A 21058-nucleotide genomic window follows, 5' to 3' on the forward strand; every position below is an offset into this window, starting at 1 on the left:
CACCTGGATTAGTTCGAGGTCAGGGTTATACCAGTCACCTCTGCGGGTTCAACTTGCGGACGGAGGCCCAGCAGCGGCGCGACCCGGCCGATCATTTCGGCGGCCACCGGGGTGGCGGTCCAGCCTGCGGTGCGGCGCTCCTCGCCATGGGCGATGATCGACGGCTCGTCCAGCGTCACGATCAGCACGTATTTCGGGTCATGTGCCGGGAAAATAGAGGCAAAAGTGGCAATCACCTTGTCCTCGTAGTACCCGCCGCGGGGCTTGGGCTTGTCGGCGGTGCCGGTCTTACCGCCCACCTGATAGCCTTCGACCTCGGCAAAAGAAGCTGTGCCTTCGCTGACCACCTTGCGCAACATCTTGCGCGCGGCGGCGGCGGTGGCCTCGCTCAACACCCGCTCCCCCGGCTGCGGCGCGGTCTGCTTCAGAATCGTCGGCGCCACATACCGCCCGCCGTTGGCAATCGCTGCATAGCCCGCGGCCAGGTGCATCGGCGTCGTGGAGATGCCGTGGCCGTAGGAGATGGTCATCGCCGACAGTTCCGACCAATTGCCGGGCAGCAGCGGCTTGCCGCCTGCGGCCTCGGTGATCTCGAACGGGGTCGGCTCCAGCATGCCCAGATCATTGAGGAAGCTTTTCTGCCGCTCCACCCCGATCTGCTGCGCCAGCCGCGCGGTGCCGATATTGGAGGATTTAACGATGATCTTGGTCACCGACATCTCGTTGCCGTAGTTGCGGAAATCGCGGATCGCAAAACGGCCCCAGCGCAGCGGCCCGCGGGTGTCGATCACGGTATCGGCGCCCACCAGCCCCAGCTCCATCGCCTGGGCGGCGGTGAAGATCTTGAAGGTGGAGCCCAGCTCATAAACCCCCTGCACCGCGCGATTGAACAGCGGGCTGTCGGAGGGATCGAAGCCGGAAGTCGGCGGCCGCGGCCGGTCATTGGGATCGAAATCCGGGAAGGAAACCACCGAAATCACTTCGCCGGTGTGCACATCCATCAGGATCGAGGTTGCGCCCTTGGCGTTCATCAGCTTCATGCCGCCATAGAGCACCTGCTCCGCCGCGGCCTGCACGGTAAGGTCCAGCGACAACTGCAAGGGCTTGCCCGCATTGGCCGGATCGCGCAGGTAATCGTCGAACTGGCGCTCGACGCCGGCGACGCCGATCACCTCGGCCGCGTTCACGCCCTCCTTGCCAAAACCGGCACCGCCCAGCACATGGGCGGCCAGGCTGCCATTGGGATACAGCCGCATCTCGCGCGGGCCGAACAGCAGGCCGGGATCACCGATGTCATGCACCGCCTGAAGCTGCTCCGGGCTGATTTTCTTTTTCACCCACAAGAACTTGCGCTTTCCGGTGAAGTCCTTGATCAAACGCTCGCGGTCGAGGTCGGGAAAGATCTCCACCAGCTTTTCCGCAGCACTGACCGGATCGATCATCTGCGGCGGCTGGGCGTAAAGCGAATGGGTCTCGAAATTGGTGGCCAGCAGGCTGCCGTTGCGGTCGACGATGTCGGCGCGCTGCGCGGCAATGGCTGCGCCGGGAACGCTGGCGACGGGCTCTTCCGGCTCCGACACCGCGGTCATGCCCATGCGGGCGATGATGGCGCCGAAAGCGCACACAAAAAACAGGCCCAGCACCAGAAGCCGCCCCTCGGCGCGCTGACGGGCCTGCACCTGCATTTCCTGATGGCGCAGGCTGATGTTTTCCTTCTCGATCACATCCGGATTCTCGCCGGAGGCGCGAGCGTGCAGGATGCGGGCCAGCGGGCGGAGCGGCGTGCGGATCATGGCTGGCTCCCTGCATTGAGGCCGGAGACCTCGATCTCATTGCTGATCTCCAGCTCCGGCGGTGCTGGGTAGGAGACCTCATCCACGCGGCCGAACTGATCCGGGCGCAGCGGCAGGAGGCCGAGGCTGTCAAAGTTGATGTCGGCCAGATCGCGCAGGCGCTGCGGGCGGTTCAAATAGGCCCATTCGGCGCGCAGCACGCTGAGGCGCACCTGGGCGGCGCCGATCTGGCGCTGCAAGGCGCGGGTGTCTTTCAGCACCTGCTGAGTGGCGTAGTTTTCGCGGTAGGCCCAGAAGGCGAGGCCGAAAACGGCCAGGCAGGTTGCGGCATACAGCAAAGTTTTCATTTACGCGCCTCTTTCAGCTGCGGCATTCCAAGCTCCTTGGCCGAGATCGGCCCCGGTGCGGCCCCGGTGCGGCGCCCCACCCGCAGGCGGGCGGACCGGGCGCGGGGGTTTTCGGCCAGTTCCTGCTCGTCCGGGCCCACCGCCTTGCGGGTGACCAGTTCGAACTGGGCGGGGGTTTCCTCCTGCTCCGGCGCATAGCGGTTGGCGCGGCCGGTCTTGCCCGCGCGGTGCTGGAAGAAGCGCTTGACCATGCGGTCCTCGACCGAGTGGAAGGTGACAACCGCCAGCAGGCCGCCGGGCTTCAGCGCCCGCTCGGCCGCCAGCAGGCCCTCGAACAGCTCGTCGTATTCGGCGTTCACCGCGATGCGCAGCCCTTGGAAGCTGCGGGTCGCCGGGTGCGACTGGCCGGGCTTGGGGCGCGGCAGGCAGCTCTCGATGATGCCCGCAAGGCGCAGGGTGGTGGTGATCGGCTCGATCGCGCGCTCCCGGACAATCGCCTTGGCGATGCGGCGGCTGGCGCGCTCCTCGCCGTAATGGAACAGGATGTCGGCGATCTGCGCCTCGGTGAGTTCGGCGATCAGATCAGCGGCCGAGGGGCCTGACTGCGACATCCGCATGTCCAGCGGGCCGTCCTTCATGAAGGAGAAGCCGCGCTCGGCCAGGTCCAGCTGCATCGAGGAGACGCCGAGGTCCAGCACCACGCCGTCGAGGTCCTGAGCGTATTCATCCATGCGGGAAAAGACGCCCGGCTGCAGGATCAGGCGGTCGCCGTACTCCCCTGCCCAGGGTTTTGCCAGTTCAAACGCCAGCGGATCGCGGTCGACGCCGGTCACCTGATCCGCGCCGGCCTCCAATAGGCCGCGGGTGTAGCCGCCGGCCCCGAAGGTGCCGTCCAGCCAGCGGCCCGCGACCGGGGCCACGGCCGCAAGCAGCGGGCGGAGAAGAACCGGGATATGGGGACCATTGGCAGCTTTTTGGTCCTGGGTCATGTCTTAAGCGCCCCCGGCGCCATCTAGGAATTCCATCGGATCGAAGTCCTCGGGCAGGTCTTCCATCCACTTCTCGGCCTGGGCCAGTTCCTCTGCCTCGTAGGTTTCCGGCTTCCAGATCTGAAAGGTGTCGCCTGCGGCGATGAAAAAAGCCTCTGCCTCAAGGTCGATCTTCTGGCGCAGCTTGGCCGGCAGCACCAGGCGGCCGGTCTCATCCACGTTGGTCGGGAAGGACTGGCCGTGGAACATGCGCTGCAGCATCTTGCGCTGCATCGAGCCGCGCGGCAGCTGGTCGATCTTGGCGTCGACCTCCTCGATCGCCTCTATAGTATAGCATTCCAGGAAGTTGCGGCGCTGATCGCCGTAGACGATTACCAGTTCGGGGTTCTGGCCGGGCTGCCAGTTCGGATCGGCAGCCTCCAGCACACGGCGAAAAGAGGCCGGGATTGACACCCGCCCCTTGCTGTCCACCTTGTGGTGGCTTTCGCCCCTGAACCTGCGGCCCAATTTCCCGTCCTTTTCGCGCGTCCCTCGCGTTAACCCGTCCCCCAGAATGAAAAGGGGCGGGTTGATCTGCTGCCACTGATCAACCCGCCGCCTTGGCCCGCTTTGCGGGATGTCCGACTGCACGCGCCACCTGGGGGGATGTCTGCTCGCCCGCGCGCCGGATCTCTTGGTTCGATGAAAGCGAAGGCCTGTATGAAACCTGCTTGTTTTGTTTTTGGCTCTGGGGTCGTTTGGCGCCCCGTCCCTCGTCTCATCTGATGAACTAGGGATACTATGGGAATTGATGGCCCTGCAACTCTTTTTTGCGGGAAACCGCCGAAGCCTTGACAAGTTATCCGCAGATTCGGGCCAGATTCGCGCCTGACTCAGGGAGGAAATCGGAACTTGTTGTAAAAAAATACAGGTCAGACACTAGATATAGATGCGAGTTGCGCAGGCCAATTTTTTCCCATAGTTTCCCGCGATTCCGCCCGCCGCACTCCAGGATTCCACAAAGTTCCCCCTACGTTCGCACAATCTATCGTACAGAAGCGCCGGAAATCCCCTTAAGCAGCGTTTGAACACCGAGTGATTCGCGTCATCAAGAGGGTTCGGACGGGAAAAGGGCCATGATTTCCCGTAGCACCCATGAATTCCCGCCAGTCCCGCGAATTCCCAGTCGTCCCATATGCTCCCAGCCATCCCGCGGCATCCCGCGCGGCACAGCAGGTGCCATACAGTCCCAATTCCGGCGGGCAATCCCATCCGCGCCCGAATTTCAGCGCGGAACAAGACCGGAGGCAGCGCGCACCGCCGCCGCTCTGCAGCCTTTCCCGGCCAGGCAAAAGGCAAAAAGCCCGCCGGAGCGGCGGGCCTTCAAGGCGCTCTTATATATAGAGGCCGGATTTCCAGGCGCCGCCGGGCGGCTCAGGCCATGCCGCCGCCGATCAGACCCTCGGCGATGCGGGCATAGGCCCGGGCCATCGGCCCCTCCCCCGCGGCGACGGGCGTGCCACTGTCGCCGGCCAGACGGGTTTCCAGATCAATCGGCAGCGCGCCCAAAAGCGGCAACCCAAGCGCCTCGGCCTCTGCCGCGACGCCGCCGTGGCCGAAGATGTGATGCTCGCCGCCGCAATCCGGGCAAGTGAAGAAAGACATGTTCTCGATCAGCCCCAGCACCGGGGTCTTCAGCGTGCTGAACATGTCCATCGCCTTGCGCGCATCCAGCAGCGCCACATCCTGCGGGGTGGAGACAACGATGGCGCCGGACAGCTCCGCCTTGGTGCAGAGCGTCAGCTGCACATCGCCGGTGCCGGGCGGCAGGTCGACGATCAGCACGTCCAGCTCGCCCCAATTCACCTGACCCAGCATCTGCTGCAGGGCGCCCATCAGCATCGGGCCGCGCCAGACCACTGCCTTGCCTTCCTCCAGCATGAAGCCGATCGACATCAGGGTGACGCCATGAGCGTGCAGCGGCTCGATGGTCTTGCCGTCGGGGCTGGCAGGCCGCCCTTTGGCGCCCATCATGCGGGGCTGAGAGGGGCCGTAGATGTCGGCATCCAGCAGGCCCACCTTGCGGCCCTGTTTCGCCAGCGCCACGGCGAGGTTGGAGGACACGGTGGATTTGCCCACCCCGCCCTTGCCGGAGGCGACCGCCAGGATGCGTTTGACGCCAGCCGGCTTCAGCGGCTCCGCCTGCGGTTTCGGGTGGCCGCCAACCTTGAGGCTGGGCGCGGGCTGCTGCGGCGCATGGGCGGTGAGCGCGGCGGAGACTTTCTCAACCCCTTCCAGCGACAGCACCGCGGCCTCGGCGGCTTTGCGCAGCGGCTCCATCAGCTTGGCGATTTCGGGGCTCGGCGCCTCGATCACGAAGCTCACCTTGCCGCCCTCGATGCGCAGCGCCCGCAGCATGTCGCGCGATACCAGGGTGCCGCCGTCCGGCAGCGCCAGCCGTTCCAGCACAGCGCGAATCTGTTCCTGTGTCACACCCATGGCTGCTCTCCTGCGTCAATTCCGGCTCATATATATGTGCCGGCCGCCGGACTGGAAACCCGCCCGGCGCGATTGCCGCAGGCGGGCTGCCGCATTTGTCAACTAGCCGCCCCGCCAGCCATGCGCTGCTCGCGGCGCTGCGCCCGGAAATTATACAGCCGCACAACGGCGTGCTGCAAAACTCAGCCAATAACAAAGGCATACCCCGCGTCACCCATGCGCTTGCCGCATAGCAGCAATGACGAAGCACGGGATTGTGCATCTGCAGCATATCCTTAAATTGTCATTCAAGAAACGCCACAGCGGCACACGACGAGACGGTTAGACGAAGGAACGGAACGATGGCAGCAGCACAACAGATCTCCGCGGTGAACATTGCATCCCCGGCAGGCTTCCTGGATGCCCTGCTGGTCAAGTTCGCCCGCTACCGCCTGTACCGCCAAACGGTCAATGAACTGTCGGCACTGACGAACCGCGACCTGGCCGACCTGGGCCTGGACCGGTCCGAAATCAAGCGCATCGCCTATCAGGCGGCCTACGAGAACAACTGATAGAGATCAGGTCCTTTCTCCTCCTCCCTTGAAGGACCTGTCTTTGGCGGTGGCATCCTCCTCCTCCCTGATGCCACCGCACCCTATACCGGCCAGGAAAAGCCGGGCTCAGATCACCGGGATCTCCTCCTCCCTGATTCCCGGTGTGCAACAGAACGGCGGTGCCCCTCCTCCTCCCTGGGCGCCGCCGTTTCTTGTTTTCCGGTCTTATTTTCCGGCCAGCCGGACAGCGCCCTCCCCGTGAACAAGCGCCCGCAGCCAGGCAAAAGCCCGGCCAGGGTAACGCTGCTTCAGTGGAAGGGGGGGGCGCGCCCAGCGCGATCCGATCCGCCGGCACAGCCGGCGAGACCGAATTCCTCAGAACGGAACGTCGTCCGTGGCCGAGACAAAGCGGGCAACCACCTTCTTGGTGCCGGCCTTCTCGAAGTCCACTTCCAGCTTGTCGCCTTCGATGCCGGTGATGGCGCCATAGCCGAACTTCTGGTGAAACACCCGCTCCCCCAGGGTGAAGCTGGAGGTGGCGGTGAGGTCAATCACCGTGTTCTTGCTCTCCTTCGGCTGCGACATGCCGTACTGGCCGGCGCGGGCCTGCATCCGTTTCCAGCCCGGGGAGTTGTAGCCGTCAGCCTGCGCCACCTTTTCTTCGATGGTGGACCGTACCTGCCCTGCCCCTGGTGCGGCAGCGCCATAGCCGCCGCCGTAGAGGCCCGGCGGGGTCAGAACCTCGACGTGGTCTTCGGGAAGTTCGTCAATGAATCGCGAGGGCAGCTGGGACTGCCACTGGCCGAACACCCGGCGGTTGCCGGCGAAGGAGATGGTGCAGATTTCCTCGGCGCGGGTGATGCCCACGTAAGCCAGGCGGCGCTCCTCCTCGAGGCCCTTCAGGCCGCTTTCATCCATCGAGCGCTGCGACGGAAACAACCCGTCCTCCCAGCCCGGCAGGAAGACGGCGGGGAATTCCAGACCCTTGGCCGCGTGCAGGGTCATGATCGAGACCTTTTCGTCCGCGTCCTGCTTGTCGTTGTCCATCACCAGGCTGACGTGCTCGAGGAAACCCTGAAGATTCTCGAAGTTTTCCAGCGCCTTCACCAGTTCCTTGAGGTTCTCAAGGCGGCCGGGCGAATCCGGGTTCTTGTCGTTCTGCCAATGAGCGGTATAGCCGCTCTCATCCAGGATGATCTCGGCCAGTTCCATATGGCTGATGTCACCATCCCCGGCCATGCGGCCCCAGCGCGCAATGCCCTCGACCAGTTCACGCAGCTTGCCTGCGCCCTTGCCCTTGATGTGGCCGCCTTCAACTGCCAGCGTGGCGCCTTCGATAAGCGAGACGCCGTTCTCGCGGGCAATCATCTGGATGGTCTGCTGTGCCTTGTCGCCGAGGCCGCGTTTTGGCGTGTTGACGATGCGTTCAAACGCCAGACCGTCATCAGGTGAGACCACGACACGGAAATAGGCCATGGCATCACGGATCTCCAGGCGCTCATAGAACCGCGGGCCGCCGATCACCCGGTACGGCAGGCCGATTGTCAGGAAGCGGTCCTCGAACGCGCGCATCTGGTGCGAGGCACGGACCAGGATCGCCATGCTGTTGAGACCGATCGGCGACTGGCCGCGGGTGCCGCGCTGCATGGCTTCGATTTCCTCGCCGATCCAGCGGGCCTCCTCCTCACCGTCCCAATGGCCGATCAGGCGGACCTTTTCGCCGTCGCCGGCATCGGTCCACAGCTCCTTGCCAAGACGGCCGGCATTGCCGCGGATGACGCCTGCGGCGGCGGCGAGGATATGGCCGGTAGAACGGTAATTCTGCTCCAGCCGCACCACCATGGCGCCGGGGAAATCCTTCTCGAACCGCAGGATGTTGCCGACCTCGGCACCGCGCCAGCCGTAGATCGACTGGTCGTCGTCGCCGACGCAGCAGACGTTCTTGTGCGCGCCAGCCAAGAGCCGCAGCCAGAGGTACTGGGCGACGTTGGTATCCTGGTATTCGTCCACCATGATGTAGCGGAACCAGCGCTGATACTGCTCCAGCACGTCAGGGTGGCTCTGGAAGATCGTCACCATGTGCAAGAGAAGGTCGCCGAAATCCACCGCGTTCAGCTCGCGCAGGCGGGTCTGGTACTGGGCGTAAAACTCGGTGCCGCGGCTGTTGTAGGCGCCGGCGTCCGCAACTGGAACCTTGTCCGGTGTCAGGGCGCGGTTTTTCCAGTCGTCGATGATGTTTGCCAGCATCCGCGCGGGCCAGCGCTTGTCGTCAATGCCTGCGGCCTGGATCAGCTGTTTCAACAGCCGGATCTGGTCGTCGGTGTCGAGAATGGTGAAGTTCGACTTCAGCCCCGCCAGTTCCGCATGGCGGCGCAGCTGCTTGACGCAGATGGAGTGAAAGGTGCCAAGCCAGGGCATGCCCTCGACCGCCTGGCCGAGCATGCCGCCGACGCGCTCCTTCATCTCGCGCGCGGCCTTGTTGGTGAAGGTCACTGACAGGATCTCGTTCGGGCGCGCCTTGCCGGTGCTGAGGAGGTGCACGATGCGGGTGGTCAGCGCCTTGGTCTTGCCGGTGCCGGCACCCGCCAGCATCAGAACCGGGCCGTCGAGGCATTCCACCGCCTCGCGCTGCGCCGGGTTCAGCGTGTCCAGATAGGGCATCGGCCGCGCCGCCATGGCGCGGGACGACAGCGATGCGCCCTCAAAGGCGTCCATTTCGTCAAAACTGCTCATGGGCGCGATCCTAGCCTGATTCATGCGCGGCGGAAAGAGGACGTTCACAGTCTGTTCACCCAGCCTGAGGCACCGGCCTGCGCCCCGTCACGGTCACTATTGGCGTGCAGGAAGCCCGTCGCGCACAAGTAAAAGCGGAGATTTTCATAATCTGTAAAGGCAACCGCGCAATTCTAGGCCAAATGCCCAAGTCCAGAGGACCATCATGACACAGCGGCCAGCCTGGAAACTGAGCGCCATGCTCAAAACCTTTTCGATGCTGCCGCTGCTGCTGGCCGCAGCGGTACTGTCGGCCTGGGCGGTCTATTCCGTACCGCCCCCGGTAGTGGACCGGATGCTGGAGGCGGATCTGCGCAAACAGGCCGACATCTGGCAGCGGGCGGTTCTGCTGCATCTTGCGAGCAGTGAGGATGCCTTTGTGCTGGGCGATCTGGATGAGCATGACGAGGAATACCTGAGCCTGGTGCCGGCAACCTCTGACGTCTACCGGCTGACGCTGCTTGAAGCGGATGGCACCATCTTCTGGTCGACGCGGCCGGAGAATATCGGAGAGCGCAACACCCAGCCCTATTTTCAGTCCGTCGTTTCGCAAGGACTGGTATATTACAAGCACGCGGAAAAGCCGGCGACCGTGGTGGACGGGCTTAGGATCGCAGCCAACGCCGACGGGTCCATTCCGAACCGCGAGGTGGCCGAAGTCTATTCCCCGGTCATGCATGACGGCATATTCATCGGTGCGATTCAGTTCTATTCGGACATCACGGATGTCCGGAACACCTTCATCACCCGTGTGCGGATCTCGCTGGCGCTCATTTCCCTGGTGACCGTCGCCGCGATGACCGTCGTGTCGGTTGTTGTCTTCAAGGCCAACCGGCGCAGCCTGCGCCAGGTCGAGGAACGTTCGGCCAAAGACCAGGAGATCATGGCGAACCAGCTGCAGCTGGCGCGGGAGGTGAAACTGCTGGGCGAGCTGAACGAATGGCTGCAATCCTGCCGCTCGCTGGAAGAGCTTTTCGGCATGGTGTCAGAGTTCATGAGCCATTTGCTGCCGGATTCCGAGGGCAGCATCTATGTATTCTCCAACTCCCGCGATGTGCTGGACGGCTGCTCGAGCTGGAACGGCGGCAGCCACAAGGACCACATCCAGCCGGGCGAATGCTGGGGCCTGCGCCGTGGCCGCACCTATGAGTTCGGCGCCTCGGAAGTGGAATTCACCTGCGCCCATGCGGAACCGCATGACGGGCGGCCCTATTTCTGCTTTCCGATTCTCGCGCATGGCGAGACGGTCGGACTGATGCACCTGCGGGCGCGGCCCAGCCGGGCCGGCGATTTTTCCGGCTGCAAGCAGCTGGCGCAGATGTGCGCCGAGCAGATCAGCATGGCGATTGCCAACGTGCGGATGCGCGACCAGCTGCATGACCAGTCGGTGCGCGATCCGCTGACCGGCCTGTTCAACCGCCGCCATATGACCGATTCCCTGCGCAAGTTCATCGCCTCCAGCCAGGAACGCGGCCAGGCGCTGAGCGTGGTGTCGATCGACGTGGACCATTTCAAGAAATTCAACGACAATCACGGCCACGATGCCGGCGACATGGTGCTGCGCGCGGTCGGCACCGCGCTGGAGCAGGCCTGCGACGGCGACGAGGTGGCCTGCCGCCCCGGCGGCGAGGAATTTGCGCTGCTTCTGCCGAACGTGAGCCCGGAGGATGCCGTCACCAAGGCCGAGTTGCTGCGCCAGGCGATCGAGGATGTCGTGGTGCGCTATGGCGAGAAGGCGCTGCCGCGGATCTCCATTTCCCTGGGGGTTGCCCATTACCCGGCGCATGGCACCATGCCCCAGGATCTGTTGCGCGCCTCCGACGAGGCGCTGTATGAGGCCAAGGCCAAGGGCCGCAACCAGGTCTGCGTCGCGGAAGGCGCCAGCCCCCTGCCCCGCAATCCCGCCGCCCTGCCGGAGGCCGGCAGCGCGCAGGAGCAGAAGAAAGGCGCGGCATAAGCCGACCCGGCGCGGCTCGGCGGCAGCCGCGCTTTCTCTTGCACAATTCCTGTCTCCGCGTACCAATGCCCGCATGGATCTGCATCAGAGATACCCGGGGCTTGACGACCTGAAACAGCGCGCGCGGCAGCGGCTTCCCAAGTTCGTCTGGGACTATCTGGACAGCGGCACCGGTGCCGAGGCCGCCAAGGCGCGGAACCGCGCCGGGCTGGACCGGATCGGCATGCTGCCGTCAGTGCTCCACGGGCCGCTGAAGACGGAGATTGCGGCTGATTTGATGGGCACCGCTTATGCCTGCCCCTTCGGCGTGGCGCCGGTGGGCATGTCCGGGCTGATCTGGCCGGATGCGGAAGGCATCCTGGCCCGCAGCGCCAGAGAAGCCGGCATCCCCTATTGCCTGTCCACCGTGGCCAGCCGGATGCCGGAGGATCTGGCCCCGGATCTGGGTTCCGATGCCTGGTTTCAGCTGTATCCGCCCAAGGATGAAAGCATCCGCAGCGACCTGCTGGAGCGGGCGCGGGGTGCGGGCTTCCGCACGCTCGTGCTGACGGTTGATGTGCCGGTGGCTTCGCGACGGGAGCGGCAGACGCGGTCGGGTCTGACGCAGCCGCCGCGGCTGACCCCTCGGCTCCTGGCGCAGATCGCTCTGCGGCCCGCCTGGTCGCTGGGGATGGCGCGGCAGGGGATGCCGCATATGCGGACGCTGGACAAATACATCAGCGGCGAACAGGCCAACCTGCCGCCGACCGCGCATGTCGGCTATCTTCTGCGGACGTCGCCGGACTGGGCCTATGTCGATTGGCTGCGGCGCAACTGGGACGGGCCGTTCATCATCAAGGGCGTGCAGCGGGCAGAAGACGCCCGGCGGCTGCAGGAGGCCGGCGCCGACGCGGTCTGGCTGTCCAACCATGGCGGCCGCCAGTTCGACGGCTGCCCGGCCGCCATCAGCCTGCTGCCGGAAGTGCGCGCTGCAGTCACCGTGCCAGTGATCTTCGACAGCGGCATCGAAAGCGGGCTGGACATCCTGCGGGCGCTGGCGCTGGGGGCGGATTTCATCATGCTGGGGCGCGCCTTCCACTATGCTCTGGCAGCGCTGGGGCCAGCCGGCCCGGCGCATCTGATCAGCATCCTGTGCAAGGACCTGGAAGCCAACATGGGCCAGCTGGGCCTGTCCAGCCTGGCCGGGGCACGCGGATTGCAAACCCGCCAACTCGGCTGATTGCGCACCCCGTCGGCGCTTTTCGCGCAAATTCGGGAAAATTGCGCCAAAATGACGCATCCGCAGCGTCAGTTTTACGCTGCGGCGCGGCAAAAATAGTTACAAAATCATGCCGCAGATGCAAAATTTCAGCGGATTCTGTAAATGTTAGCACGACACGGCACAGCGCCCGCCGGGCGCCTGAACAGGCAGAAGGCGGAACAGGAATGAAAAAACAGGCCGCTTGAGAGCGCAATCATGCCGGAAATACCCAGAACTACTGTTGTGCGGTTCGATATTATCCGCCTAACACTGCACCAACTTGCACGGACCCCGAGGGTGACATGACCGACTTCAAAAAAATCCTGATTGCCAACCGTGGCGAGATCGCGATCCGCGTGATGCGCGCTGCCAACGAAATGGGCAAACGCACCGTCGCCGTCTATGCCGAGGAGGACAAGCTCGGCCTGCACCGGTTCAAGGCGGATGAAGCCTACCGGATCGGCGAAGGCATGGGGCCGGTGGCGGCCTATCTGTCGATCGACGAAATCATCCGCGTCGCCAAGGAAAGCGGCGCCGATGCGATCCATCCCGGCTACGGCCTGCTGTCGGAAAATCCGGAATTCGTGGATGCCTGCGCCCGCAATGGCATCACCTTCATCGGCCCCAAGGCCGAAACCATGCGCGCGCTGGGTGACAAGGCTTCGGCCCGGAAAGTGGCGATTGCCGCCGGCGTGCCGGTCATTCCGGCCACCGAGGTGCTGGGCGACGACATGGACGCGATCCGCAAGGAAGCGGCCGAGATCGGCTATCCGCTGATGCTGAAGGCCTCCTGGGGCGGCGGCGGCCGCGGCATGCGACCGATCTACGGCGAGAAAGAGCTGGAAGAGAAGGTCCTGGAAGGCCGCCGCGAGGCGGAAGCCGCCTTTGGCAACGGCGAAGGCTACCTGGAGAAGATGATCACCCGTGCCCGCCACGTCGAGGTTCAGATCCTCGGCGACAAGGAGGGCAACATCTATCACCTCTACGAGCGGGACTGCTCGGTGCAGCGCCGCAACCAGAAAGTGGTGGAGCGCGCCCCTGCCCCGTATCTGACCGAGGAGCAGCGTGCCGAGATCTGCGACCTGGGCCGAAAGATCTGCCAGCATGTGAACTATGAATGCGCGGGCACCGTCGAATTCCTGATGGATATGGAATCCGGCAACTTCTACTTCATTGAGGTGAACCCGCGGGTGCAGGTGGAGCATACCGTGACCGAAGAGGTCACCGGCATCGACATCGTGCAGGCGCAGATCCTGATCGCCGAAGGCAAGAGCATTGCCGAGGCGACCGGCAAGGCCAGCCAGGATGAAATCCGCCTGCACGGCCACGCGCTGCAGACCCGGGTGACCACCGAGGACCCGCTGAACAATTTCATCCCGGATTACGGCCGCATCACCGCCTACCGCTCGGCCACCGGCATGGGCATCCGCCTGGACGGCGGCACCGCATATGCGGGCGGCGTGATCACCCGCTACTACGACTCGCTCCTGACCAAGGTGACCGCCTGGGCGCCAACTCCGGAAAAGGCGATCGCCCGCATGGACCGCGCGCTGCGCGAGTTCCGGGTCCGCGGCGTCAGCACCAACATCGCCTTTGTCGAGAACCTGCTGAAGCACCCGACCTTCCTGTCGAATGAATACACCACCAAGTTCATCGACGAGACCCCGGACCTGTTCCAGTTCAAGAAGCGGCGCGACCGCGGCACCAAGGTACTGACCTACATCGCCGACATCACCGTGAACGGCCACCCGGAGACAGAAGGCCGCGCGGCCCCCGCCGCCGACCTGAAGGAGCCGCGTGCACCGCATGCGGAACCGGGCAACCTGCCCTATGGCACCCGCAATCTGCTGGAGCAGAAGGGCGCGCAGGCGGTGGCCGACTGGATGAAGGCGCAGCGCCAGCTGCTGCTGACCGACACCACCATGCGCGACGGCCACCAGTCGCTGCTGGCGACCCGGATGCGCTCGATCGACATGATCAAGGTGGCACCGGCCTATGCGCAGAACCTCAGCCAGCTGTTCTCGGTCGAGTGTTGGGGCGGCGCGACCTTCGACGTTGCCTACCGCTTCCTGCAGGAATGCCCGTGGCAGCGCCTGCGCGATCTGCGCGAGCGGATGCCGAACCTGATGACCCAGATGCTGCTGCGCGCCTCCAACGGCGTCGGCTACACCAACTATCCGGACAACGTGGTGCAGGAATTCGTGCGCCAGGCGGCGAAAACCGGCGTTGACGTGTTCCGCGTTTTCGACTCCCTGAACTGGGTCGAGAACATGCGCGTCGCGATGGACGCGGTGGTTGAAAGCGGCAAGGTTTGCGAAGGCACCATCTGCTACACCGGCGACATCCTGGACCCGAACCGTGCCAAGTACGACCTGAAGTATTACGTCGGCATGGCCAAGGAGATGGAAGCAGCAGGCGCCCATATCCTGGGTCTGAAGGACATGGCGGGCCTCTTGAAGCCCGCCGCCGCCCGCCAGCTGATCAAGGCGCTGAAGGAAGAAGTCGGGCTGCCGGTCCACTTCCACACCCATGACACCTCGGGCGTGGCCGGCGCCACCATCCTGGCGGCGGCCGATGCCGGTGTGGACGCAGTTGATGCGGCGATGGACGCCTTCTCCGGCGGCACCTCGCAGCCCTGCCTGGGCTCTATTGTCGAGGCATTGCGCAACACCGACCGCGACACCGGCATCGATATCGCCAAGGTGCGCGAGATCTCCGGTTACTGGGAGCAGGTGCGGGCGCAGTACGCGGCGTTCGAGAGCGGCCTGCAGGCCCCTGCCTCGGAGGTCTACCTGCACGAGATGCCGGGCGGCCAGTTCACCAACCTGAAGGCGCAGGCGCGCTCCTTGGGCCTGGAAGAGAAATGGGCCGACGTGGCGCAGACCTATGCCGACGTGAACCAGATGTTCGGCGACATCGTCAAGGTGACCCCCTCCTCCAAGGTGGTCGGCGACATGGCGCTGATGATGGTGAGCCAGGGTCTGACCCGCGCGCAGGTCGAGGATCCCAAGACCGATGTGGCCTTCCCCGACTCGGTGGTCGACATGATGCGCGGCAACCTGGGCCAGCCCCCGGGCGGCTTCCCGGAAGGCATCGTGTCCAAGGTGCTGAAGGGCGAAGCGCCCAACACCGAGCGCCCCGGCGCGCATCTGGAGCCGGTCGATCTGGAAGCGGTCCGTGCCGATCTGTCCAAGCAGCTGGAAGGCTTCACCGTCGATGACGAGGACCTGAACGGCTACCTGATGTATCCCAAGGTGTTCCTGGATTACATGGGCCGCCACCGCCAGTACGGCCCGGTGCGCACGCTGCCGACCAAGACTTTCTTCTACGGCATGGAGCCGGGCGAGGAAATCACCGCCGAGATCGATCCGGGCAAGACCCTGGAAATCCGCCTGCAGGCGATTTCAGAGACCGACGAGAAGGGCGAAGTAAAGGTCTTCTTCGAGCTGAACGGCCAGCCCCGCGTGATCCGGGTGCCGAACCGGCTGGTCAAGGCCTCGACCCAGGCCAACCCCAAGGCGGAAGCGGGCAACCCCAACCACATCGGCGCGCCGATGCCGGGTGTTGTCGCCTCGGTCGCGGTGCAGGTCGGCCAGCAGGTGCATGAGGGCGACATGCTGCTGACCATCGAGGCGATGAAGATGGAAACCGGCATCCACGCCGAGCGCGATGCGGTGGTGAAAGCCGTCCACGTCCAGGCTGGCGGCCAGATCGACGCCAAGGATCTGCTGGTCGAGCTGGAATAAGCCGCACCGCCCCTGGCGGAAAATTCAGGGCGTCCCGCCGGCTGGCGGGGCGCCCTTTTCCTTTACCCGGCAGAACCGGAATTCCGCGGGAATTCCGGCCAGTTTTCCGGCGCGGAGAACCGGGCCCGCCTGCCGGATGGCGCCCGATAATCCTCGCAGGATTCTTGGCCGTTTCCAGCGCCGGGAAACGGATTGCCGTTCTGTCAGGCGCTGAAGGCTGCGGCGGCCGGCAGTTTCACCGTGTCCACCTGCACCGGGGTGATCTCCTCGATCTGCTGTATCCAACCGCCGCCCTGCGTTGTGCCCGGCTGTTGCGCGCCCGGCAGGACACAGGCCAGGGCGATTGCCGCCGCGAGGCCGCCGATCCGCACATAATCTTTCCACAGCATGGCTCCAAACTCCCTCTGAAATCCGGCGGTGTGCCAGTGACACGCAGCCCTGTGTCTGTTCCGTCGGAGCGCAGGAACTTTTTTTCGGTTGCAGGCTGATTTTTTGCTTGCAGCCCGGCGCCGGAATACCTATTTCACCGCTCACCGGATGGCAGCGCGGGCGTAGCTCAGGGGTAGAGCATTACCTTGCCAAGGTAAGGGTCGTGAGTTCGAATCTCATCGCCCGCTCCATCGGGAAACGGATAGGCCGCCCTCGGGGCGGCCTTTCGCTTTTGAGGATTTCCGCATAGTCTGGCCGGGTGCAGAATACCTTGTGCGGAATCGCTTTCCCGCATAGGAACAGAGCAAGAACAGGAACAGGCGGACAGAGCAGAATGCTGACATCGGTAGAACTATGCGCAGGTGCGGGCGGCCAGGCCCTCGGTCTCGAGGCGGCGGGCTTTGACCACACGGCGCTGGTTGAGATCGACAAGCACTGCTGCGCCACGCTGCGCCACAACCGTCCCCAGTGGAACGTGCTGGAAGAGGACGTGCGCAAGTTCAAGGAGGTTGCGGGCGATTATAAGGGAATCGACCTGCTGGCAGGCGGCCTGCCCTGCCCGCCGTTCTCGGTGGCAGGCAAGCAGCTGGGCGAGAAGGACGAGCGCAACCTGTTCGATGACGCGATCGAAATTGTCGATTCCACCCGCCCCCGCGCGGTGATGATTGAGAACGTGCGCGGCTTTCTGGATGCTGTATTCCATGACTACCGCGAGAAGCTGAAGAAACAGCTGTCGAAGCTGGGGTACGAGACAGACTGGCGGCTGCTGAACGCTTCCGACTTCGGGGTGCCGCAGCTGCGGCCGCGGGTGGCGATCGTTGCCTTGCGCAAGGAATTCGCAGGCCAGTTCAACTGGCCCGAGCCGCTGCCGCACAATCCGCCGACCGTGGGCGCCACACTGATCGACCTGATGAAGGAGCGCGGCTGGCGCGGGGCGGAGGATTGGGCGGCCAAGGCGGATGAGATCGCGCCGACCATCGTCGGCGGCTCCAAGAAACACGGCGGCCCCGATTTGGGCCCGACCCGCGCGCGGCGCGCCTGGGCGGCCTTGGGGGTTGAGGGGCGCACCATCGCCAATGAGGCGCCGGATCCGTTCCACAATGACATGCCGCGCCTCACGGTGCGGATGGTGGCGCGTATCCAAGGCTTCCCGGATGCCTGGCATTTCACCGGTGCCAAGACAAACGCCTACCGCCAGGTCGGCAATGCCTTTCCGCCGCCAGTGGCGGAGGCTGTGGCGCGGGAGCTGAAGGCGGCGATTGCCAAGCCGAAACTGCATGCCGCGCGGGCCTGACGCCGTGCCTGGGCTAGCGCCCGGCGTGCAGGGTTTTGCCGGGAAGGCCGGAGTGCGATGAAGCAGAACATTCCGGACAGCGTGTTTGGTTTCGACCACCCGGATTTCAACGTTCTCATACACCTCGAAATGGAGATCACCCAGCGGGCCGGCGGGTTGCTGGCGCTGGAGCATGACGTGGCCTTCATGCTGCGCGACTGCATCGACGATGTGATCATGACACCCAAGACCGGGCGGCGGTCCTACGAGGAGCTGGAGAAAACCGAGAAGACCTATATCGGCACCCGGGTCGAGATTGAGCTGCGGTCGCTGCTGCGCCTGAGCAAGGGGCGGCTGGACACCAGGATCCTGGGCCATGATGTGGACATCAAGCACACCATGGGCAGCAACTGGATGATCCCGACCGAGGCGGTGGGCTGTGCCTGCCTGCTGGTGGCCGCCGATGAAGCGCGGGCGCGCTGTTACCTGGGGCTGATCGTGGCCCGGCCCGAATATCTGACCAAAGGCCAGAACAAGGACGCCAAGCGCAGCATCTCTGCCGAAGGGTTCAAGCACATCCTGTGGCTACTGAAGGACCACCCTTACCCGGCCAATTTCTGGCGCACCGCGGATGCGGAGGCGGTTCAGGAGATCTTTGCCTGCGACACCGGCAATGCGCGCATGGCCACATTGTTCCGGCAGCTGCAGCGCCGCCCGATTCCCCGCACTGCAGTCGAGGCCGTGGCGCAGCAGAAGGATTTCATGCGTCGCATCCGCGCTGACGGCGGCCACGGCACCCGCGACATCCTGGGGCGCGAACAGATCGTGGTTCTGGAAGGGCGCAAGGACAGCCAGCTGATCAAGGCGCTGGAACTGCCGTCCTGCGGGGCAAGCGAATTCATTTCCTGCCGGATTGAATCGGATTACCATGCCCGCATGGCCGAACAATCAGGGCATCCCGTCGCGTGGCCGACAAGCTGACACCGCAACAGCGCAGCGCCAATATGGCGAGGATCCGCGCCAAGGACACCAAGCCGGAAATGCTGGTGCGGCGGATGGTGCACGGGATGGGTTTCCGCTACCGGCTTCACCGCAAGGACCTGCCCGGCAAGCCCGATCTTGTATTCGGGCCGCGCCGCAAGGTGATCTTCGTGCATGGCTGCTTCTGGCATCTGCATGCGTGCCGCGACGGGCGCATTCCGGCAAGCCGCCGCGACTACTGGGCGCCGAAGCTGCAGCGCAATGCCGAGCGCGACGCGGAACACCTGGCCGCCCTGCGGGCAGCGGGCTGGCAGGTGCTGATCGTCTGGGAATGCGAAACCAAGGACCTTGCCGCCTTGCAATCCCGCCTTGCGGAGTTCCTTGAAACCGAAGAATAACGCTTATCCACAGGTACTTGCGGAGTTCTGAAAATTTTCTCTTGCAGCCCGTTTGGGAAAACCCTAAACACCCCCTCACCGGATGGCAGCGCGGGCGTAGCTCAGGGGTAGAGCATTACCTTGCCAAGGTAAGGGTCGTGAGTTCGAATCTCATCGCCCGCTCCACCGGGAACCGAAAAGGCCGTCCTCCGGGGCGGCCTTTCGCTTTTCCGGAGCGCAGCACCGGCCGGACTTTCTTCACCTTCCTGTCATTTTCCGCTTGCGGCCTGCCCGCGGATTTCCTATTCACCGCCTCACCGGATGGCAGCGCGGGCGTAGCTCAGGGGTAGAGCATTACCTTGCCAAGGTAAGGGTCGTGAGTTCGAATCTCATCGCCCGCTCCATCGGGAACCGAAAAGGCCGTCCTCCGGGGCGGCCTTTCGCTTTTTCAGACGCCTCTGATGAATTTGATCAAATTCCTTTGACGCGGACTGAAAAACAGGCCAATGCTACTGCCGAACAATGCTCACGGGCAGATCATCGCAGGAGTTTGGCCATGGCCCCAGTCATCTACCCCACCACCAATTTCACCGCCACCGAGCAGCTGTGCCTGGACCGCGGCGAAGGCATCTATGTCTATGATACGGACGGCAACAAATACATCGAGGGGCTGGCGGGCCTGTGGTGCACCTCGCTGGGCTACAGCAACACCGAGGTGATGGATGCGATCACCGAGCAGCTGCACAAGCTGCCGTTTTCGCACACGTTTGGCGGCAAGACCCACAAACCGATCATGGAGCTGGCCGAGAAGCTGAAGGCGATGGTGCCGGTGGAGGATGCCTATATCTTCTTCGGAAACTCCGGCTCAGACGCCAATGACACCCACTACAAGATGCTGCGCTACTACTTCAACGCCATCGGCAAGCCGGAGAAGCGCAAGATCATCACCCGCGAGCGCGGTTATCACGGGGTGACTGTGGCGGCGGGCTCGCTGACCTCGCTGCCCGCGAATCTGGCGCATTTCGACGCGCCGCTGGAGGCGCTGCACATCTTGCGCTCGGACGCGCCGCACTATTACACCGGCCGTCAGGGCAATGAGACCGAGGAACAGTTCGTCGACCGGATCATCAATAACCTGGAAGAGCAGATCCTGGCCGAAGACCCCGACACCATCGCCGCGATGATCGTCGAACCGATCACCGGCGCGTCGGGCGTGATCGTGCCGCCGGAAGGCTATTACGAGAAACTGCAGGCGCTGCTGCGCAAGCACGGCATCCTGGTCTGGGCCGACGAGGTGATCTGCGGATTCGGGCGCACCGGCGCCGATTTCGGCTGCACCACCATGGGCATCAAGCCTGACCTGATGACCTTTGCCAAACAGCTGTCCTCGGCCTATTTCCCGATCTCGGCCTCGGTTATTCCCGGCTGGATGTATGAGGCGATGATCGACCAGACCAATGAAGTCGGCGTGTTCGGGCACGGCTATACCTATTCGGGCCACCCGGCGGCATGTGCCGCTGCGCTGAAGACGCTGGAGATCTACGAGCGCGACAACCTGTTTGAGCACGCCGCCGAAGTGGGCACCTATATGCAGGCGCAGCTGCGGGAGATCTTCACCGACCACCCGCTGGTCGGCGAGGTTCGCGGCAAAGGGCTGATTGCGGCGCTGGAGCTGGTGTCGAACAAGACCACTGGCGCGAGCTTTGCCAAGGGCGCAGCAGGCGCTGCCGCGCAGAAGGCCTGTCAGGACAACGGGCTGATCCTGCGGGCAGTGGCCGGCAATGCGCTGGCGCTGTGCCCGCCGATCATCATCACTAAGGATGAGGTCAACGACATGCTGGCGCGGATGAAGACCGCCGTCGACGCCGCCTATGCAGAGCTGAAGGCACAAGGGCTGATCGCAGGCTGAACCGGCTTGCAGCCTTGGCAACTTTCCATGGAGCGCCCCGGTCTGTCCGGGGCGTTTTCCTGTAAGCATCTGTGGCGCAAATGAGTTTCGCGCTCCGGCAAGCAGGTCGATTTTTCCGCGGAAATCGTGTACACTGCGCGCAGTTTGTTTCAGACCGAGATTTTATGATGACGCGCCGTACCGGCATTGCCGGTCCATCTTCCAGACATACCGCCACCAGGGTCCACTTCGTGA

Annotated in this window: 15 protein-coding genes and 3 tRNA genes; 11 read left to right on the top strand and 7 right to left on the bottom strand. The window is 64.1% G+C overall.

Annotated elements, in window-relative coordinates; translation table 11 throughout:
* Positions 1 to 8: 8 nt before the first annotated feature.
* The 5 genes from KUV26_RS20060 to KUV26_RS20080 form a co-directional block, all read right to left on the bottom strand.
* Complete coding sequence (locus tag KUV26_RS20060) at positions 9 to 1793, bottom strand: peptidoglycan D,D-transpeptidase FtsI family protein (RefSeq protein ID WP_222509710.1); 1785 nt, start codon at positions 1791 to 1793, stop codon at positions 9 to 11.
* The gene (locus tag KUV26_RS20065; protein ID WP_222505472.1) at positions 1790 to 2140 is read right to left on the bottom strand and encodes a cell division protein FtsL; all 351 of its coding nucleotides are present in this window, start codon (positions 2138 to 2140) and stop codon (positions 1790 to 1792) included. Before KUV26_RS20065 ends, KUV26_RS20060 begins: the two co-directional genes overlap by 4 nt.
* A complete protein-coding gene (rsmH, locus tag KUV26_RS20070) occupies positions 2137 to 3129 on the bottom strand; it encodes a 16S rRNA (cytosine(1402)-N(4))-methyltransferase RsmH (protein ID WP_222505471.1) in 993 nt (330 codons plus the stop codon). Before rsmH ends, KUV26_RS20065 begins: the two co-directional genes overlap by 4 nt.
* A 3-nt stretch (positions 3130 to 3132) precedes the next feature.
* Entirely contained in the window at positions 3133 to 3636 is a 504-nt protein-coding gene (mraZ, locus tag KUV26_RS20075; RefSeq protein WP_222509711.1) for a division/cell wall cluster transcriptional repressor MraZ, read from the bottom strand.
* Between the two features lie 906 nt (positions 3637 to 4542).
* Positions 4543 to 5607, bottom strand: coding sequence for an Mrp/NBP35 family ATP-binding protein (locus tag KUV26_RS20080; protein WP_222509712.1), 1065 nt, complete (start codon positions 5605 to 5607; stop codon positions 4543 to 4545).
* Between the two features lie 341 nt (positions 5608 to 5948).
* On the opposite strand from KUV26_RS20080, the gene KUV26_RS20085 reads away from it, so the two are divergent.
* Positions 5949 to 6158 carry a DUF1127 domain-containing protein gene (locus tag KUV26_RS20085; protein ID WP_222509713.1) on the top strand — a complete coding sequence of 70 codons (210 nt, stop codon included), beginning with the start codon at positions 5949 to 5951 and terminating at the stop codon, positions 6156 to 6158.
* 357 nt (positions 6159 to 6515) lie between these two features.
* Here the strand turns inward: KUV26_RS20085 and KUV26_RS20090 are convergent, their stop codons facing one another.
* Positions 6516 to 8873: an ATP-dependent helicase gene (locus KUV26_RS20090; RefSeq protein ID WP_222509714.1), complete on the bottom strand. Its 2358-nt coding sequence runs from the start codon at positions 8871 to 8873 to the stop codon at positions 6516 to 6518.
* 205 nt (positions 8874 to 9078) lie between these two features.
* On the opposite strand from KUV26_RS20090, the gene KUV26_RS20095 reads away from it, so the two are divergent.
* From KUV26_RS20095 to KUV26_RS20105, 3 genes are all read left to right on the top strand, one after another.
* A complete protein-coding gene (locus KUV26_RS20095) occupies positions 9079 to 10869 on the top strand; it encodes a sensor domain-containing diguanylate cyclase (RefSeq protein ID WP_222509715.1) in 1791 nt (596 codons plus the stop codon).
* 73 nt (positions 10870 to 10942) lie between these two features.
* Entirely contained in the window at positions 10943 to 12088 is a 1146-nt protein-coding gene (locus KUV26_RS20100) for an alpha-hydroxy acid oxidase (RefSeq protein WP_222509716.1), read from the top strand.
* A gap of 323 nt (positions 12089 to 12411) precedes the next feature.
* A complete protein-coding gene (locus tag KUV26_RS20105) occupies positions 12412 to 15855 on the top strand; it encodes a pyruvate carboxylase (protein WP_222509717.1) in 3444 nt (1147 codons plus the stop codon).
* Positions 15856 to 16058: 203 nt separating this feature from the next.
* Here the strand turns inward: KUV26_RS20105 and KUV26_RS20110 are convergent, their stop codons facing one another.
* Entirely contained in the window at positions 16059 to 16244 is a 186-nt protein-coding gene (locus KUV26_RS20110) for a hypothetical protein (protein WP_222509718.1), read from the bottom strand.
* A gap of 156 nt (positions 16245 to 16400) precedes the next feature.
* On the opposite strand from KUV26_RS20110, the gene KUV26_RS20115 reads away from it, so the two are divergent.
* From KUV26_RS20115 to KUV26_RS20145, 7 genes are all read left to right on the top strand, one after another.
* Positions 16401 to 16475, top strand: a tRNA-Gly gene (locus KUV26_RS20115).
* Between the two features lie 143 nt (positions 16476 to 16618).
* Positions 16619 to 17578 carry a DNA cytosine methyltransferase gene (locus KUV26_RS20120; protein ID WP_222509719.1) on the top strand — a complete coding sequence of 320 codons (960 nt, stop codon included), beginning with the start codon at positions 16619 to 16621 and terminating at the stop codon, positions 17576 to 17578.
* A 57-nt stretch (positions 17579 to 17635) separates the two neighbouring features.
* Positions 17636 to 18538 carry a NaeI family type II restriction endonuclease gene (locus KUV26_RS20125; RefSeq protein WP_222509720.1) on the top strand — a complete coding sequence of 301 codons (903 nt, stop codon included), beginning with the start codon at positions 17636 to 17638 and terminating at the stop codon, positions 18536 to 18538.
* On the top strand, positions 18523 to 18936 hold the full coding sequence (locus tag KUV26_RS20130) for a very short patch repair endonuclease (RefSeq protein WP_222509721.1): 414 nt from the start codon (positions 18523 to 18525) through the stop codon (positions 18934 to 18936). Before KUV26_RS20125 ends, KUV26_RS20130 begins: the two co-directional genes overlap by 16 nt.
* 90 nt (positions 18937 to 19026) lie before the next feature.
* Positions 19027 to 19101 (top strand) — tRNA-Gly (locus tag KUV26_RS20135).
* A 143-nt stretch (positions 19102 to 19244) separates the two neighbouring features.
* Positions 19245 to 19319: transfer RNA gene (locus KUV26_RS20140), tRNA-Gly, on the top strand.
* Positions 19320 to 19471: 152 nt separating this feature from the next.
* Positions 19472 to 20824, top strand: a complete 1353-nt coding sequence (locus tag KUV26_RS20145; RefSeq protein WP_222505459.1) for an aminotransferase — start codon at positions 19472 to 19474, stop codon at positions 20822 to 20824.
* Positions 20825 to 21058: the final 234 nt, after the last annotated feature.

The organism is Leisingera daeponensis (genome assembly GCF_019801465.1).
In the GTDB taxonomy this organism is placed as follows: Bacteria; Pseudomonadota; Alphaproteobacteria; order Rhodobacterales; family Rhodobacteraceae; genus Leisingera; species Leisingera daeponensis_A.